This is a genomic window from Sulfidibacter corallicola (assembly GCF_017498545.1).
GTDB classification, from domain to species: domain Bacteria; phylum Acidobacteriota; class Holophagae; order Acanthopleuribacterales; family Acanthopleuribacteraceae; genus Sulfidibacter; species Sulfidibacter corallicola.
Genome location: NZ_CP071793.1, coordinates 10,426,544 through 10,445,118, shown reverse-complemented (window position 1 = coordinate 10,445,118; position 18,575 = coordinate 10,426,544). Strand labels below are relative to the sequence as shown.

Here is an 18,575-nt window from a genome sequence, read left to right as displayed (position 1 = left end):
CACGGTTTGAAATCCGTGGTTGCACCTGGTCTTGGTATACTGAGCTCAAACCCACCGAGGACTTTTCATGCTCATCGAGGTTCGGACACCCGCGGCGCCCCTGTGCCACTTCATCGAAAATGTGGTTTACCACAGCGGGTATCGGCCACCGCACCAAAAGGAACGGCTGCTACCGGACGGTGGCGTGAACCTGATCATCGATTTAGGTGACGGGGCGAAACGCACGTACCACAACGATTCCCTGAAAACGGCCCAGTCTTTCTGCGGCGGGTGGATCAGTGGAATGCACCAGGAACCGATCACCATCGAAGCGGGGACCGGCGAGCCGATGATCGTCGTGAGTTTCAAGCCGGGCGGCGCCTGGGCCTTTTTTGGGTTTCCCATGGCCGAGTTGGGCAATAAGGTCGTCGAAATGGATTTGATCTGGGGCCGCGCCTTCCGGGAACTCCGCGAGATGCTGCTGAGCGAACCGACCGTGGACCGCCGGTTCCATCGCCTGGAAGCGTTCCTGGCCAACTGGATCTCCTCACGAATGGAACTCAACCCCTTTATCGACTATGCGGTGGGCACCATCCGGGCGCCAGGCGTGCCGATGTCCATGAAGGAGCTGGCCCAAAAGCTGGGCTACAGCGGCAAACACCTGATCTTCCTGTTCGATAAATACCTGGGTTTGCCACCCAAGCGATACTCGCGGATCGTGCGCTTCCAGAAAATCGTGCAAACCCTCGAGTGCGGGCCGCCCGCATCGTGGGCCTCGCTCGCACACCGGTTCGGATTCTTCGACCAAAGTCACCTGATCAAGGAGTTCAAGGCATTCGCGGGTTGGACGCCTTCACGGTACCTTGGCCTCAAAGGCGATTTCATGAACTACGTGCCACTTTTCGACGAGCCGCCCCGGAAATAAGGTCCAACCGGAAACGGCCACATCGGAGTTCGATACAAGCGCGAAAGGCAGTCGTTCTTTCAAGCCAGCGGTGACGATTGGTTGGAAGAGATAACTTTCTGTTCGGCGCACGTCGAGCAAGCCAAAAATTTCTTGGTAGCCGATCGCACAGGTCATGCTTCGGCGTGTAGGGTGCATCAACGTGCGTGTTTATAGTGGATTGGCACTTTTATATTAAAGTAATGATTACTTTAATTATTTCGTTTGGGGAGATCTCGCCGAGCACACGGAGTTCGGATATCGGCCGGTCTTTCCGTGGTCGAGCGGCTGTGCTTTCCGAGACCAGGTGCAGCCACGGTCGCTTCGAGGTTTGGCCGCTCCGTGTCGACCACCGCGTCCCGAAATCTCGACCTTGGGGATCATTCGCGTGAATCGTGGGCAAATGTTTGGCTCGACGGGCCCGATCGGCGGGATAATGAAGGCATGCGATACCAACCTCGATCGAACTTCTGGATCTCGGGCGCCTTGCTCTTTTGGGTGGTCTTTCCGGTGCTTGGCCGTGAGACGGAGACGGCCACCGTGGAGATCGATGCACGCCGCATCGTTCGTGAGATTCCCAAGGAGCTTTTCGGGGTCAACACGCCGTGGCGCTGGAACGGGACCCTGCTCTGGATTCCCGCGACCCTGGAGTACAACGCCGACGTGTTGCGCCACACCAAGGCGTTGGCGCCTTCGCTGGTGCGTTTTCCCGGCGGGACCCTGGCCGACTACTACGACTGGCGCAAGGGCATCGGGCCCCAGAAGCGCAGGCCGCCCACCTCCATCGTGCCAGGCACCGGCAAGCCGGAGATCCCGACCTACGGAACGGACGAGGCGCTCGAATTCGCGCGGCGGATCGGGGCCCGTCTCCTGATCGTGGTGAACTGCGGCACGGGAACACCGGAGATGGCGGCGGAATGGGTTCGCTACATCAACGTCCTCAAGGCGGCGGAACATCCGGAATACCGGGTGACCTACTGGGAGATCGGCAACGAGCTCTACCACAAACCCGGTCCCGGCCAGGACAGGGTACACCTGACGCCCGAGGCGTATGCGCGGCGGTGGTTGCGATTCGAAAAGGCCATGCGTGCGGTGGATCCCGATATTCGCATCGGCGCGATCGGACTGCACAACCTCGGGGCGGGTCGATTCAACAGTTTCCCGCGCTGGAACGAGACCATCCTGCGTTCGATCGGCGACCGGATCGATTTCTTTTCACAGCACAACGGCTACGCACCGGTCGCCGTGGCCGATCACGTCCCGTTCGAGCGCGGCTATCGGACCTTGCTTGCTTCCACCAAACTCATCGAGGAGAACCTCGCCACCGTCACCGCCCAAATCGAACGCTGGGCGCCGAAGCGAGCCGACCGAATCCCCATCGCCGTGACCGAATGGGCGCCGCTGTTCCACGCATTTCCGCGTTTCAAGTGGACCGATCATTCGAAGACGCTGGGATCCGCGCTCTTCACGGCCAGCATGCTGCGGACCTTCGTCGAGTCACCCCAGGTGGGGCTGGCCATGCACTTCAAGCTCACCGATCCGGATTTTCTCTACCTTCTCGGCATTCCCGAGGGGACGCGGGTCGACAAGACCGCACGCTATCGGTTCCAACCCGCACCGTCCTATTTCGCGTTCCAGTTCTTCACGCGCCATTTTGGTGAACGCCTGGTGGCGTCTCGCACCGAGGTGGCTACCTTTTCCGCGGGCGGTGCCGGTTGGATCACCCCGGTCGAAGGTGCACCGTTGCTGGAGGTCACGGCGAGCCTTTCGGGCGACGGCAAGCGTTTGTACCTCATCGCGATCAACAAATCCTTCTCCGCGGCGATCCAAACAAGCGTCCGGTTGCGGGGTTTCGAGCCCAAGGGCGAAGCCGTGACGCGAACCTTGACCGGGTCGGGCTTGGCGGCCTACACGGGAACAGGGCGCGTCATCGTGCCCGGAATCACCTACGAAGATCCCATTCGCGATCCCAAGGGGTCACACCGCGATCGAAACGTAAGGGTTCGCCTGGGTAAGGTCGAAGCGGGGAAGGTATTCGAGTACCGCTTTCCCAAACATTCGGTGACCTCGTTCGTGTTCTCGCGATGAAGAGGAAAGCCTGGATCCGTTGAGTTGGGGCTCCTTTGTGGGGAGCGCGGCCCCACCGGTTCGTGGGTGATTGGCTGACGCCTGAAACTGGGTAGCCAATGTGGGTTTGCCCTGCCGACCCGCCGATTCCGGGGAACCATGTCGCCCCATCGGTGATTCTGGATCGGCCCTGCCTAACGGACCTTGACCACTTTGGTCTTGGGAAGCGAGTCGTGCCAACAGCGGATTGTATCCGAGAACAGAATCGAGAGCCCCTCGAAGGGAATCCATCTGCAAAAGGTGCGGCCCACCACTTTCCCCAGTGAAGGCGGGTTGCCGAGTTCATCTACGACCCGAGTGCCCGTGATGAATTTGGCGGGCGTGCGGCCGAGCCCATATTCGAAACCGATGTAATAGAGAAAGTAGGGGGCGATCATAAGAAACAAACTGAAGAAACCCAATCCGGCTTGGATCGACAGATCCTGAGCGCCGTGTTCATTAAGCAGCGAGAGGATCGCGCCCCATATGAAGAACGTGACGAATTGGACGAATTGGAGAAAGATCCCATCGAGAATCAAGTTGCCGAATCGCCTGCCCATCGAGGCCGTAATGTAGTCGTCGGCAACGCTTACCGAATAGTCTTGGGTCACGGATTCACCCGTGACTTCATATGGGTTTTGCATGGTTCCCTCGCTTCTTACCACGATACTTGGTATCAAAGGTCGGTCCCTTGAGCTTGGCTTCGCGGGTTTCCACCTGTACCTATCTTACAAGGCGGGACCTGACCGTGGTTCGAGTACCATTTTTTTTAACGATGCCCATTTTTGGATGGTTCTCGGGCCCGATCGTTCCTCTAAAGCCGAACGAAGCCGAGCGTTGCCCCAATGTGCCGCTTGCGTGGTCGGGTTGAATCGAAAGCGGGCGCATCCCTTGGAACCAATTTGCCGAGTGAAGCGTAACTCCGCTTGATCCCGTCCTGTCTCGGTGGAGAACTTTGACGGCGACCACGAATGGCGCCCACCCTACGGGGCTTTTCCTTGAAGACCGGTCCCCGTTTGCAGCAAAATTCAAGATTACCGGCCCGGAACTGTGTTCGGTCATTTTCCTTTTCGGCGGGCCGACCGGAGGCGATGCGCATGAGCGAGCTACCCGAAGCGGTGGAACAGGTCATTCAGGCTTCTTCGGATCGAGATGCATTGACGGAGCATCGTGATTTCTGGCTCCGCTACTACGACGAATTGAAGACCGTGGCGCGTCGCCTGTTGCGTCAATCGCATGCCGGTCAGACCTTTTCGACCACGGTGGTCGTTCACGAAACCTGGCTGAAATTGGCCGCCGCTCGTCACCAATCGATCAAGGACGAGGGCCACTTCATGGCGTTGTCGGCCCGAATCATGCGCCAGATTCTGGTAAGTTACGCCCGCACCAAGGCCTGCCGGAAACGCGGCGGCGACGTGGGTCGCGTGCCGCTCGACGAGGAACGCGACGGCATCTCCTCCCCGGAGCCGCGCCTGTTGCTCCTGCACGAGGCGCTGGATGCGTTGATCAAGGTGGATCCGGTGATGGTTTCCGTCGTCGAGTGTCGGTATTTTGCCGGGTTCACGGTGCCCGAATGCGCGGCCGCCCTGAAATTGTCGACGCGAACGATCGAACGCCACCTGGCCAAGGCCAAAATGTTCCTGAGCAAGCGAATCCCCTCCCAGGGTGCCGACGCTTGAGGCCGCCGGCCGATCTGCCGGCGCGTTTCGAACCCGAACGGGTGCCTTACCAGAAACGGCCCATTTCTTTGGTCGACACGCGGTTCCAAAGCTGTCGCGTAATTCTGTTTATTGGTAATTTGGGGTAGGGGAGAAAACAGGGTTTGGTTTGAAAAAATGAACTGAACCCCATTTGATCTAAGCGGTTCGATCAGGCTCTTATCAAATTATCGCTGTGCTAGGATACGTCATTCTCTCCAGTTTTCCGGTGCATGGATTTATCTGGAGACATTTTCCCTTTTGGGCTATTGGTGGGGTTGGTCGTCATGTGGTGCGTTGTCCGTCGTTCGTGTTTGATGCTCTTTTTGTCGCTGAGTATGAGCCCCTTGTTCGGCCAGGTTCCCGATCGGGCCGGGCTGTCGGTCGTTCGGATCGGTATCGACCGCGACAACGACACCGCGACGGGTTGCGATTTCGACCCCGGTACCGGCGTGCTTCAGGCCGGCGTCGACGTGGTTCTCGAAATGACGGTGGACAGCAACGCGAATCCACCGATGGTCTTGGCCACCGTGCTTCAATCGTGCTCCGGCGGGGGCTTCGGCAATGGCATCGACCTGGGCGGCGGCTGGGATGTGGGCCTCGACAACGGCCTACAGGGTGGCGACGTGATCGAGGCGGTTCTGCCCCTGGACGCGCTGGGTCCGACCCAGGCGATCCTCGTCAGTGCCGGCGCCACCGATGCCAACGGGCAAGACGACACCAACGCGGCGCTGTTCACCTTCGCGGCGCCGATTCCCACCTTGGGCTTTTGGGGCATGTTCGCCCTGATCGCGGCGCTCACCATCGCCGGTATCGTGGCCATCCGCCGCCGGAATCATATCGACAAGGCCGGGCCCCTGGCGATGCTTTTGGTGGCGGCCCTCCTGCTCGCCGCTTTCGTCGACAGCGTGATTCAATTGGACGGGCAAGTGGATGATTGGACCGGCATCGATCCCCTCATCACCGATCCCTCGGGCGAGGTGGGCGTCACGGATGCGACCGACATCCTAGCCGTGTTTGTATGTCCCTGGAATAACAGCTTGTTCGTTCGGGTGGACGTGGTCGATTTGGAAAACGATGCACCGTTGGCGGTGGACGACGTCGCCCAGACCCCCGAAGATACGCCCGTCACCGTCGATGTGCTGGCCAATGACAGCGATCCCGACGGCGACGCCTTCGACATCGTGGCCGTGACCCAGCCCGATGGAGGTTCGGTCACCATCGACGGAGCGGCCCAACTGGGAGACGGCGGCGGCCAAACGGTGACCTACACCCCCGACGAGAACAACAAGGGGCAGGACACCTTCACCTATACCATCGAGGATCCGGCGGGCGCCATGGCCACCGCGACGGTCACCGTCACCATCGGGGCACAAAACGACCCGCCTACCGCGCTGGCGCTGGACAACGACAGCGTTCTGGAAAACCAGCCGGTCGCCACCTTGGTCGGAACCTTGTCGACCACCGATCCCGACTCGGGCGATTCCTTCACGTACAGCCTGGTCGCGGGAGCCGGGGACGACGACAACGGCTCTTTTCAGATCACGACCGATCGCCTCGAAACGGCGGCGATGCTCGATTTCGAGGCGGGCGCCACCCGAAGCGTGCGGGTGCGCACCACCGACAGCGGTGGCTTGAGTTTCGAACGGGCTTTCACGATTAGGGTGCTCGACCAGAACGATCCACCCACGGCCATCCAACTCAGTGCGGCATCGGTGGCCGAAAACGAACCGCTCGGCACCTTGGTGGGCACCCTGACGACGACCGACCAGGATCCGGGCCAGACCTTCGCCTATTCGTTGGTCAGTGGCCCGGGCGACGACGACAACGCCTCGTTCAGCATCAGCGGCGATCGGCTCTTGACCGCGGCCAGCTTCGATTTCGAAACCCAAAACAGCCTATCGATCTTGGTGCAATCCGACGATCAGGCCCGTCGCGCCATCGTCACCCAAACATTCACGGTTAACGTGACCGATGTGGTGGAAGGACCCGATCTCGATTTGGACGATGCCACGCCAGGCACGGACTTCGCCGCTTCCTTCACCGAGGACGGTGGGTCGGTGGCGATTGTCGGCACCCTGACGATCGACCAAACGGTGGTGGTCGACATCCAGAGCGCGACCGTCTCGTTGACCAACGTGCTCGACGGCACCGACGAGGTGCTGGCGGTCACCACCGGGGCCACGGCGATCGCCGCCAACTACGATCCGGGTACGGGCGTGCTGGCCCTGACCGGCGCCGACACGGCGGCCGACTACCAGATCGTGCTGCGTACCCTGACCTACGACAACGCCAATCAGGATCCTGACGAGACGGCCCGCTTGGTGACCGTGGTGCTGAACGATGGCACTTCGCCCTCCAACACGGCCACCTCGACCGTCACCGTCGCCGGTACCAACGACGATCCCACCGCCGTGGACGATGCACTCACCGTGCAGGAAGATTCGACGGACAACAGCCTGGCCGTGCTGGCCAACGATTCCGATGCCCCCGATAGCGGTGAAACCCTGACCATCACCGCGGTCGGCACACCCGACCAGGGCGGCAGCGTGGTGATCGCGCCCGGTGCCACCAGCCTTACCTACACGCCGGTTGCGGATTTTGCCGCCACCGAGACCTTTACCTACACCATCGGCGATGGCAATGGCGGTACCGCCACCGCCACGGTGACGATCGACGTGAGCAACGTGAACGACGATCCCACCGCGAACGACGATGCGGAAACCGTCGACGAGGATTCGGTCGACAACGTCTTTTCCGTGTTGGCCAACGATGTCATCACCCCGGACAGCGGCGAAACCCTGACGATCACCGATGTGGTGATGGCTCCGAAACGGGCCGGCACGATCGATATCACGGGTGGCGGCACCACGCTGACCTACACCCCCGATCCGGATTTCTTCGGGACCGATGTCTTCACCTACACCATCAGCGACGGCAACGGCGGCACCGACACGGCCACCCTGACGGTCACGGTCAACAACGTGAACGACGACCCGGTTGCGGTCGACGACATGTTCAACGTGACCGAGGACGCGGTAGATGTCGTGCTGAGTCCGCTCGCCAACGATGGCTCCGGACCGGATCCGGCCGAGACCCTGATCATCACGGCGACCGGCACGCCGGATAACGGCGGCTCGGTGACGATCACGGGAGGCGGCACCACCCTGACCTACTCGCCGGCCATGGACTTCATGGCTGTGGAAACCTTTACCTACACCATCTCGGACGGAAACGGCGGCATGGCGACGGGCACCGTCACGGTGCAGGTGGACAACCTGAACGATCCTCCCGTGGCCAACGCGGACAGTTTTACGGTGGACGAGGACTCGACGGCAAACAATCTGGACGTCTTGGCCAACGACGAGATCGCTCCGGATACGGGCGAGACCCTGACGGTCGACAGTGTCGGCCCGACCGACAACGGAGGGGTGGCGGTGGTTGCCGGCGGCGGGACCCGCATCGACTACACGCCGGCGACGAACTTCGTTGGGACCGAAACCTTCGATTACACCGTGACGGACGGCGGCCTGACGGATACGAACACGGTGACCGTGACGGTGGCCGACACCGACGATCCGGTTACGGCCCAGGACGACCTGCTGACCGCCGGTGAAGATGCGGTGGCCACCACCGGGGACGTGCTGGCCAACGACGATGCGCCCGATGGCGGTCTGGCCGTTCAGTCGGTCGACGCGGCTTCGGCCGCGGGCGCCGCCATTTCGAACAATGGGAACGGTACCTTCGATTTCGATCCCACCGGTGTGGCCGCCTTCCAGGCCCTGGACGACGGCGAGAGCGCTCCGGACAGTTTCGACTACCTGGCCGAGGATACGGACGGCGACACGGATACGGGGACGGTCAACGTCACGGTCAATGGCGCCAACGATGCGCCGGTGGCCGACGCGACTACCGAAACCACCACGAGGGGTGGCATGGTGGTCATCACCTTGACCGGCAGCGACGTGGACGTGGAAAGCTTGACCTTTGCGGTCGACAGCTCGCCCAACAACGGTTCGCTCGGCACGATCTCACAGATCACCGCCACGTCGGCCCAGGTGACCTATACCCACGACAACACCCTCACCACGACCGATTCGTTCACCTTCACGGCCAGCGACGGCACGGTGGATTCGCCGGCCGCCACCGTCAGCCTGACCATCAACGATGCGCCCACGGCCGTCGACGATGGTTCGGTTGGCAGCCCGTTCGTCGTGCAGCGCGACGCCTTCCTGAACATCGACGTGGCGGCCAACGACACCGACGCCCAGGGCGACGGCACCATCGATCTCTCCTCCGTCGTGCCCACCAATGGCACGCGCGGGACCGTCATGGCGATCGGTGGCGGCATCGTGACCTACACCGCCAATGCCGCCGAAATCGGTGCGGACACCTTCAGCTATACCATCGACGACGACATGGGCGCCACTTCCAACAGCGCGACGGTGTTCGTGGTCATCAACGACCCGCCCATGGCCGACGACGACATGGTGGCGGTTTCCGAAGCCGACGCGGAGATGATCGCCGTACTCACGGGCGATACCGACTCCGACGACATGATCGACGTGACCACGGTCTCGATCGTGACGGATGTGCCGGGCGGCGAGGGCACGACCATGGTGAACGCGGACGGCACGGTGACTTACGATCCCGGCATCTTCACGGGCTCCACGAGCTTCACCTACACGGTGATGGATACGCGCGGCGGCACCTCCAACGAGGCCACGGTGTCGATCACGGTGAGCCCCGATCCGATGGCGATGGCCGACAGCTACACGGTGTTCGGTCACACCACGGTGTCCGTGCCGGCGGGCATCGGCCTGCTCGCCAACGACACCGATGACGGCACCATCGCGGCCACGACGGGTACCTTCGCCACCGACATGGGCGGCTCGATCACCATCGCGGCCGACGGCAGTTTCAGCTACACCACGCCCGGGCCCGGCGCCGCGGTTCCGCCGGCGATCGCCGGAACCGATACCTACACCTATGAAATCGAAGACGACGTGATGGGTACCGACACCGCTGTCATCACCTTCATCTACGAAAAGGTGGTTTGGTTCGTCGACAACACCAATGCCTCCGGCACGGACGACGGCTCTCAGGCGGACCCGTTCGATACGCTGGCCGAAGCGACCGCTGCCGCCGGCGAAAACGAGACGATTTTCATCTTCGTCGGTGACGGGACCACCACCGGTCAGGAAGACGGGATCCTGCTCCAGAATGGCCAGGAACTGTTTGGCGAGCCGGTGGGTTTGAGCGTGGACGTCGACGGCATGGGGCCGACGGCGCCGATCGAACTGGTGGCGGCCTCCATGACCAAACCGGTTCTCACCAACACGATGGGCGACGTGGTCGTGCTCGCCGACGACAACACCATCGAAGGGTTGGAACTTCAGCCCCAGGCGTCGGCCGGGATTGCGGCCATCGGCATCGTTCCCATGAAGCGTGGCGAGGAGGCGCCGGATGCAAGGTCGACTGGGTTAGGCGCGGCTCGAATGGGTCGTGATCGCGAGCCTGGCCAGCCGTGGCACCTCTCGAGAACGGTTCAGGAGCCGTCGGTGACCCGGGTCGCGCGATCGGGTTGGTACGCGGCCTTTGGTGACGAGCTCGATTTGGCGGTCGAACCGCGTGCCAAGGCCGGCGGGACCACGACCATCACCGACGTGGACATCAATCCCCAAAACAACACCAGCGACGGTTTGGTGATCCTGGGTCAAGAGGGGACCTTGACCATCACCGACGTCACCATCACCGGTCCGGGGGGCGGTTCGTCCTTCGGGCTCGATTACGAATTCGGCATGGCCGATCTGACCGTGACCAATTTGACGGTGACCGACATGGGCGATTGCGTCTTCCTGGGTGGCAACACGGGCACGCATCTGTTCACCAACCTGAACGTCAGCTCGGGCTCCGGCTTCGGATTGACCGTGGCCGACACCGATTCGCTCGAAATCACCGGGACCAACACGCTGAACACCACCGGCGGCGAGACGCTCAATTTCTTCAACACGGTCATCGGCGCTTCGGGGGTCACGTTTGATTCCGTGACTTCGGCCACCTGTGACAACGGCATCGTGCTCGACGGGGTGTCCGGCGGTGCCTTTGGCGTGACGGGCGCGGTGATGATTTCCGATATGGTCCGCAACGGTATCGACCTCGCCAACACCTCGTCCGACCTGACTTTCGGCGGGGCCGTCACCGTCAACATGGTGGGCGACGACGGTATCGACCTCAACGAGCTGACCGGGACCGTGAACTTCAACGGCACGATCTCGGTGACGATGCCAGGCGACGACGGTTTGGATATCCAGGAATGCTTCGGTACGACCCTTACCTTTGCCGACACGGTCACCCTGAGCGGCGCGGGCGATGTGGGGGTCGAACTCAACGGTCCCAGTGCGACTTCGCCTACCGGGACCGTCGCGTTCATGGGCACGTTGGATATCGACGACTCTACGGGGGTCGGCATTTTCGGATTCGACAACTTCGGGACGGTGAGCTTCGCCACGGTCGACATCGATACGGTCGGCGTGGGGGGCGTGATTCTCGACGATGCCGTGATCACGACCGGGCATGCCATGAGTTTCACTCAATTGGACATCGACGCCGGTGCGGGTAGTTTGGTGGGGATGGGTATCGCCAACAACGTGGGTGGCACTGTGGACGTCAATGGCGGCACCATCGAAAATGTCGACGGTGAGGTGATCGGCCTCATCGGGTCGGCGGTGACCTTGACCTATACCGGTACCCTCACCCAGGGCACTGCGGGGGTTCCACTGGTGCTGTCCGAAAACGCGGATGCGAGCACGGTCACGTTCGAGTCGGGAGCCGTGCTCCAGGCTACCGGGGGGACCGGTTTGCAGTTTGTCGCGGCGGATGGAAGCTACACCTTTGACGGCGCGGTTTCGGTGTCCGGCAATGACGACGAGGGCATCGACATCGGTGCCGCCTCTACCGGGACTTTCACCTTTAACGATACCGTGACCTTGAATACCGGGACCGGCACGGCCTTCACGGCGGCCAGCGGGACGACCGCCACGGTCCATTTCAACGGCGGACTCGATATCGATACGACCACCGGCACCGGCTTCCAGGCGCTTGGCGGTACGCTCAACCTGGTGGATCCGGCCGGCGCCGACAATACGCTCGATGCTTCCGGCGCGGCGACCCACCTTCTCGACCTGGACGGCGCCACGGTGGGCGCGAACAATCTGACCTTTACCTCGATCACCGGGGCCGTGGCCACCACGGGCGACGGTATCGACATCGACACCCTGGGCGGTAACGGCTTCAGCGGCGGCATCGTGACCCTGGCGGGGAGTGCGGCCAACGGGATCGACATCGCCACCTCTTCGGCCTCGTTCAGTTTCGCCCAGGCGTCGATTTCGGGGACGGTCACCACGGGGATCAACCTGAACACCAATACCGGGACCGTCACGTTCTCCGACCTGGATGTCAACGTGACCGGTGCCGGATTGGTCGCGGCGGGTGGCGGCACGCTCGACATCGATAGCGGGGATGCCAACGCCGCCTCGATTCAGGCGACATCGGACGCCGTCAACCTGGACGGAATGACGCTCGGTGTCAACCTGAGTACCTTGAACGCCACCGGGGGCGGCGCGACGCGCGGCATCGATATCAACAATTGCTCCGGTTCGTTCACGGTCGACGGCAGTACTTTGGCGGCCACGACGACGGGCATCGACATCACCGCGTCCACTGGGACCTTCACCTTCGACGCGCTCGACATCGATGTCAGCGCCGGCACGGGCCTGCTGCTTTCTTCTGCGGGGACCGTGGTCATCGACAGCGACAACAGTGCGGTGACGGATGTGGATGCCATCGGCGGACCGGCCGTGGATATCGACAACACCATCATCGACGTGCGTTTCGATTCGGTGGACAGCACCAACTCCGCGGGCCATGGCGTCAGTCTCGGCAATGTGCCGGTTGGATCGACCGGTTTCACCAGTGGGGCGACGACCGTGGACAACCCGACCAACTTCGGCCTCAACATCGACGATGTGGATGCCGGCACGCTGAGCTTCGCCAATACGGCCGTCACCAATCGCAACGGCACGGGCATCTTCGTGCGGGATCACGAGGGCACCAGCTTGACCTTTGGGGATGTGGATATTGCCAATCCCAACAATGCCGGTGGCAATGCCGTCCACGTCACCATTTCGGGTGGGGGCGCTTCGACCGGATCGATTCAATTGGATAGCCTCGACGCCAGTGGTACCAACGTCACGGTCAATCGCGCCGACGGCGACGCCAACGGCGTGCCCGACAACGAGACCTTCGACGGGAACGGGATTTTCCTGGCCGATCACAGTGGTGGTTTCACCATTACGGGGACTGGCCTGCAAGGTGATGGCGGAACCATTCAAAATGTCGAGGGTGACGGCATCTCTCTCATTCGTTCCAGTGGTTTGAGTTTGAATCGGGTGACCATCGACAATGTGGGTACGTCCAATCAGGCCGCCGCCTCGGCCGACAACGCAGGTGTGTACGGCATCGATGTGGGCGGCACCATTTCGATTGGGAACGGCACCATCTCGAGGTTCCAGGACGGAGCGGCGGCCGGGACCAACAGTCGCGGCGTGTTCATTCGAAACCAGGGGACCGATTTCACCGAGATTCGCGTCACCGACACGACTTTCTTCAACGATGCGAGCCTGTTGGGCGACGACGCCATCCTGGTCGAAACCCACGGGACCGTGAACGGTTCGGTGGTGGTCGAATCGCTGTTTGCCGTCGGCAATCCCAGCAATCGCAGCGATTTCTCGTCGTTGTCGGGGATGGGCGTCCAGGTGCTACAGAATGGCGGCGGAACCTTGAACACCTCGATTACCAATTCCACGTTCCGCGATTCCATCGATCCGGGGGGACTCGGCGGCGTCGACCTGGCCGGATCCGGCAGCGGGGTCATGAGCAACAATGTGGACGGCTGCACGTTCGACAATCTTTTTCCAAATGGGGTCAACAATGGCGGCATGGTGACCCTGTTCGCCGGCGGGACCACCGATTACGATGCGACGGTGAACAACTGTTCTTTCGTTGACACGGATGGGCGAGGTGGCATTCGGGCGGTGACCGACGATATCGCCGGCAATCCGGTCGTTGATTTCGACATCACGATCACCGGCAACACCATCGACGATACCGACCGGGAGGCGATCTCCGTTCTCGTCAGAGGTGAAGCGGTGCCGGCGGCCTCGGGTCAGGAGGCCGATATCCTGATTCAAGGCAACGACATCGGTCAGGTGTCCCCAGCTGTGACTTCCGGTCGGGAAGGTATCGAGGTTCGCATTCAGGAGAATGCCAAAATCGCCAACTTGTTGATGCAAGGCAACCGCGTCACCAATGTCATGAACTCCACGTCGGATGAAACCGTCGACATCGACATCGAGGATTCGACGACGCTGAACCTGACCATTTTGGGCAACACGTTGAGCCGTTCGGGTTCCGGTGCCGCATCGCTCGACATTGACACGGAGGATGCGGGCGCCACCGTTTGCCTGGACCTCAATTCAGCCAACGTGGGCGCCAACGCCAACACCACGGATGGCCTCATTCTCATTGGCGGGGCGACCGGTACCTTCAACATCGAGGACATCGGTGGGCCCGCCAACGCAGCGACGGTGGATGCCTTCATCGAGGCCAGAAACGCGGGCACAGCAACGGTGACGGGCAGCTTCGACACCTGCAACGAAAACCCCTAATCGGGATGCCTAATCGGGACGAAACCCTTAATCGGGAAACCCTTAATCGGGACACCCATAATCGGGACATAATCGGGACACCCAGCATCCTCCTCCGAGGATGCGGGCGCCACCGTGTACCTGGATGGCCTAGCCTAATTGGGACACCCATAAATCGCCTTGGTTCTAATCGGGACACCCACCATCCTTGGCAAACCCCTACCTAATCGGGACACCCACCATCCTGGCCTAAGAACCCCAGAACCCCTAATCGGGACACCCACCATCCTTGATCGGGGATTCCGACTTGATTCGGACACCCACCATCCTGGCCTAAGAACCCCTAATCGGGACACTCACCATCCTGGCCTTTGCCTAATCGAACCCCTAATCGGGACACCCACCATCCTAACCCCAACCCCTAATCGGGACACCCACCATCCTCCTCCCGTGCCTAATCGGGACACCCAGCATCCTCCTCCGAACCCCTAATCGGGACACCCACCATCCTCCTCCCGTGCCTAATCGGGACACCCAGCATCCTCCTCCGAGGATGCGGGCGCCACCGTGTGCCTGACATAATCGGGACACCCAGCATCCTCCTCCGAGGATGCGGGCGCCACCGTGTGCCTGGATGGCCTAGCCTAATTGGGACACCCATAAATCGCCTTGGTTTTTTGTGGGTGCCCCGTACCCCCCCGGAGGCGAACCCCTACCTACCCCTCCTAATCGGGACACCCACCATCCTTGGGAAACCCCTAATCGGGACACCCACCATCCTCGTCCGAGGATGCGGGCGCCACCGTGTGCCTGGATGGCCTAGCCTAATTGCCTACCTACCTACCATTGGGACACCCATAAATCGCCTTGGTTTTTTGTGGGTGTCCTGAATTTCTCCCATAAATCGCCTTGGTTTTTTGCGGGTGTCCCGAACCAACCGTGGGTGTCCCGAATTGCCCGAATTTCCTGTTAGGGAGAGAAGTCCAGCCTGGATGGGGGCGACTCCAGGGAATAAATGCGGCGAACTTCATTCACGAGTCGATGTCGTGAGCTGCGAGCACGTTCGTGGTGGGCAAATGGGGCGCTGGCTTCGTCCAGCAGATCTACCGCTCGTCGCAACGTTTCTTTTTCGGCGTCCCGGTTCGGCTCCTGTTTGATCCATTCCTCGATGATTAGAATCGCGGCTTCTTTGCTCGCAATATCCTCCGGCAGACCCGATCTCGTGCAAAGACCGTAGGTCCCGTCCAGGAAGTGAGACCACTCGCGTTCCAGATGGGTCTCCAGTTCCGTGGTCAGTTTTGGATGGTTCACGGAAAAGCCCTCCAGTTCCAGTTGCCTCAAGCGTGCTCGATAGCGTGTTTTGAACCAGGCCTTGACCTCTGGTGGGCTCTCGAAGGAGGGCAGGCGAGTCAACCACGAGACGTACCCCTTGGCGTAGAACTCACTGCGCGCACGGAACGAATGTTCCCCAAAAAAGGACCGGCACAGGAGGGGTCCTTCCAAGGAGTATGAGCAGGCCGGCATGACCTTCATCTGTCGAAAATGTTCGAATTCGGTCTCGGAGAGATCGGAACGAGCGATCAATTGGTCACGGGTAAAAAAGTGATGGCAAAGGTAGGTGAGAAGGTCCAAGGGTCTCATCTCCAATTTGGCGGAATGTACGAGAAGCCCTGCGACCCGGTCGCTTTTTGTCTCGCCTTGTGTTCATCATATGGGGGTGGCGATGATATGGAAAATGCAAAGAATCGATAGCTGGGATTGGGGAAACGAATGGAACTCCATCAAGTAGAAGCTTTTCTCGCCGTACATCGAACAGGTGGGTTTTCCAATGCGGCCACGATGCTGCACCTATCGCAATCCGCAGTCAGCAGGCGGATTGCGATGCTGGAGGAAACGCTTGGCGTCGCCCTGTTCGATCGTGAGCGAGACGGGGTACATTTGACCTCGGCTGGAGCCTGTTTATTACCCCACGCGCTCGCGATCACAGCAGCGACGCGGGACGCGGTCGAAGCGGTGCGGACTCATGTGCATCCCGCGCAAGTGTCCCTCCGCTTGGCCATGGTGGGTACCCTGGCCAGTACGGACCTCGCCCAGTCCTTTATCACGTTTCGCCGAGAACACCCGGATAACCGGTTGGTGCTGCGTACGGCTCGCAGTGCCGAAGTCAGTCAACTGGTTCTTGCCAGCGAGGCGCATCTGGGCCTGCGCTACTTTCCCGATCCAAATCCCGACCTGGTTTGGATACCATGCCGAGAAGAGGCCTTGGTTGTCATTTGTGCGCCTCACGCCAACCTGCCAAAGGACGAAAACCTCACGGCGAAGGATCTGGTGGGCATTCCCTGGATCACATTCCCGCTTGGAAGCTCCGGCGAGCCGTTTGCTGAATCGATCAAACTCCTGTTGCGCCGCAATGGTTTGATGGGGGGTGATTGGATCGTCATCGACAGTTTGACGGCCCAGAAACGAATGGTCGAGGCGGGCTTCGGAATATCGCTGGTGCCAATCACCAGTATCGAAGAAGAGGTGCGGCTGGGCTCGTTGCGAATTTTACCGATTCCTGAGCTCGAATCGACCATTCCGGTGGTGTTGGTGAAGCGCAAAAACCTGCCCGACAACGCTGCGATTAGCGCCCTCGAACAACACATTCTCGCTAGCGAGCCAAACTGGGACACCCACAAAAAACCCCACCCATAGCTTGAGAATCGAACTGGAGCCCTCATCAGCGCAGCCATACTTGGAAATCCTCATGCATGTAGGTGCGTGCGTGTGCGTGTAAGGACACCCATAGAAAGCCGTTTCGAGTAATGTCGTGGCTGACCCATCAACTAAATTGAGAAACTCAATACCCTGATTTGCTGTGTGTTCGCTCCTGGTTTCTCCTCGCCAAGCGCGAACCACACCGGAATTGGTGGATGTCCTCTTCTGTCCCGCATGCATTCCCTGCAGCCTTTGACGGATGTCCTCTTCTGTCCTAGTTGCGTGCGAAGGGAATGGCCGGATTTTTATCCATTTAGGAATGCGATGTGGCCCGCATGCATTCCCTTCAGCCATTGCTGGCCTGCGCCCAGCGCGGCCTGGGTCATCCGCGACAGGGTACCGGCCACACGGTAAAACATCGATCCGAATTTCCTGCTGCTCCTGAGCCATTGCTCGTGATCGACCTCCAGCCGCGTCAGAATTGGAGCCAGATGCGCCGGGACCGCGCCCTTCTTGTCTTCCACGATTTGGCGGCCCGTCCAGTCCAGTAATTCGAGGTAGTCATCCAGCTCGATGTTCAAATAGCCGCGGCGGTTTCCCTCGTCTCGCAACGGACATAGCCAGTGATCGCGTGGGAGCTTTTTGGCTTCGTTCGAATCACCGTTGGCAACCTGCTTGGAAATTAGGGCGCTCTCGATCGCATTCCGTTTTCTCCTTGCCTGGCGGGCCTGAATCCGCTCTTGGACGGATGTGTAGGCCGAGGCCTCGGGAGTGGGGGCGATGCCGGCTCGGATCGGGTTGAGATCCACGTAGGCCGAGCAAGTCAAGATCGCGGCCTGGTCCAAGAGCGCGACACTTTTGAAGCGGCCTTCCCAAAATCGTCCCGTGCATTGGTCTTCGGCGTTTGCTCGCCTGGCGATGGGCTCCTTCAGGCAGCGCATGAACCAAGAAATCGACGCGAGGCGTTGTCGCAATTCCGCAGCTCGATCCTGGCCGGCGAGAAGGGCTGCCAGCTCTTCTTCGGTCGGCTGTTCGGGTTGGTGCCACCTGTTGCGACGCTTGGGGAAGAGGCGCCACCAGCGGCTTGCGATATCTTGATCGGAACAGTCTGCGGCGAGGTCGGGCCGGTTGCGCAAAATGACGTGGAGATGGTTGTCCATGATGGCATAACCGCAGACATCGATCAGAAAGATGTCGGCGAGTACCACCAATCGTTGATGAATCCATTGTTTTCGATGTTCGAAGTTGCGGTTGGTGATGCTATCTCTTCCACACAGAAAAGCACGTCGGACGCAACGCGAAATGCAGTGGTAGACGCCCTCGATTCCGTCTTTCACAATGCTTGAACGGGCTGTGGTCATGGTTCCCTCCAAAGAAAAAAGATCCCTCCTTGTCACCATATATCGCCCTTGGGACAGCCCTTGTCAGAGGGGGTGTTTTTCTTTG

General features: G+C 60.6%; 8 protein-coding genes. 5 read left to right on the top strand and 3 right to left on the bottom strand.

Annotated features, from left to right (window positions below; genetic code table 11):
- Positions 1 to 67 precede the first annotated feature (67 nt).
- Both J3U87_RS31365 and J3U87_RS31360 read left to right on the top strand, forming a co-directional pair.
- The gene (locus J3U87_RS31365) at positions 68 to 904 is read left to right on the top strand and encodes a helix-turn-helix domain-containing protein (protein ID WP_237379750.1); all 837 of its coding nucleotides are present in this window, start codon (positions 68 to 70) and stop codon (positions 902 to 904) included.
- Positions 905 to 1,366: 462 nt separating this feature from the next.
- Positions 1,367 to 3,010 carry a hypothetical protein gene (locus J3U87_RS31360; RefSeq protein WP_237379749.1) on the top strand — a complete coding sequence of 548 codons (1,644 nt, stop codon included), beginning with the start codon at positions 1,367 to 1,369 and terminating at the stop codon, positions 3,008 to 3,010.
- 173 nt (positions 3,011 to 3,183) lie between these two features.
- On the opposite strand, the gene J3U87_RS31355 is transcribed toward J3U87_RS31360, so the two are convergent.
- Positions 3,184 to 3,672, bottom strand: a complete 489-nt coding sequence (locus J3U87_RS31355; RefSeq protein ID WP_237379748.1) for an RDD family protein — start codon at positions 3,670 to 3,672, stop codon at positions 3,184 to 3,186.
- 453 nt (positions 3,673 to 4,125) lie between these two features.
- Here J3U87_RS31355 and J3U87_RS31350 point away from each other — a divergent pair, with 453 nt between their 5' ends.
- Together J3U87_RS31350 and J3U87_RS31345 are read left to right on the top strand one after the other, a co-directional pair.
- A complete protein-coding gene (locus J3U87_RS31350; protein ID WP_237379747.1) occupies positions 4,126 to 4,707 on the top strand; it encodes an ECF-type sigma factor in 582 nt (193 codons plus the stop codon).
- A 344-nt stretch (positions 4,708 to 5,051) separates the two neighbouring features.
- Positions 5,052 to 14,453, top strand: coding sequence for an Ig-like domain-containing protein (locus J3U87_RS31345; protein ID WP_237379746.1), 9,402 nt, complete (start codon positions 5,052 to 5,054; stop codon positions 14,451 to 14,453).
- Positions 14,454 to 15,401: 948 nt separating this feature from the next.
- Here J3U87_RS31345 and J3U87_RS31340 read toward each other — a convergent pair.
- Entirely contained in the window at positions 15,402 to 16,064 is a 663-nt protein-coding gene (locus J3U87_RS31340; protein ID WP_237379745.1) for a DUF6058 family natural product biosynthesis protein, read from the bottom strand.
- 138 nt (positions 16,065 to 16,202) lie between these two features.
- On the opposite strand from J3U87_RS31340, the gene J3U87_RS31335 reads away from it, so the two are divergent.
- Positions 16,203 to 17,126 carry a LysR family transcriptional regulator gene (locus J3U87_RS31335; protein ID WP_237379744.1) on the top strand — a complete coding sequence of 308 codons (924 nt, stop codon included), beginning with the start codon at positions 16,203 to 16,205 and terminating at the stop codon, positions 17,124 to 17,126.
- A gap of 308 nt (positions 17,127 to 17,434) precedes the next feature.
- Here J3U87_RS31335 and J3U87_RS31330 read toward each other — a convergent pair whose 3' ends face one another.
- Positions 17,435 to 18,490: a transposase gene (locus J3U87_RS31330; RefSeq protein WP_237379743.1), complete on the bottom strand. Its 1,056-nt coding sequence runs from the start codon at positions 18,488 to 18,490 to the stop codon at positions 17,435 to 17,437.
- Between the last annotated feature and the right edge of the window lie 85 nt (positions 18,491 to 18,575).

Bases quoted from the DNA above. Each gene is read 5' to 3' on its own strand.
- J3U87_RS31360 (WP_237379749.1), top strand. From the start codon at position 1,367: ATGCGATACCAACCTCGATCGAACTTCTGGATCTCGGGCGCCTTGCTC.
- J3U87_RS31355 (WP_237379748.1), bottom strand. From the start codon at position 3,672: ATGCAAAACCCATATGAAGTCACGGGTGAATCCGTGACCCAAGACTAT.
- J3U87_RS31335 (WP_237379744.1), top strand. From the start codon at position 16,203: ATGGAACTCCATCAAGTAGAAGCTTTTCTCGCCGTACATCGAACAGGT.
- J3U87_RS31365 (WP_237379750.1), top strand. From the start codon at position 68: ATGCTCATCGAGGTTCGGACACCCGCGGCGCCCCTGTGCCACTTCATC.
- J3U87_RS31350 (WP_237379747.1), top strand. From the start codon at position 4,126: ATGAGCGAGCTACCCGAAGCGGTGGAACAGGTCATTCAGGCTTCTTCG.
- J3U87_RS31330 (WP_237379743.1), bottom strand. From the start codon at position 18,490: ATGACCACAGCCCGTTCAAGCATTGTGAAAGACGGAATCGAGGGCGTC.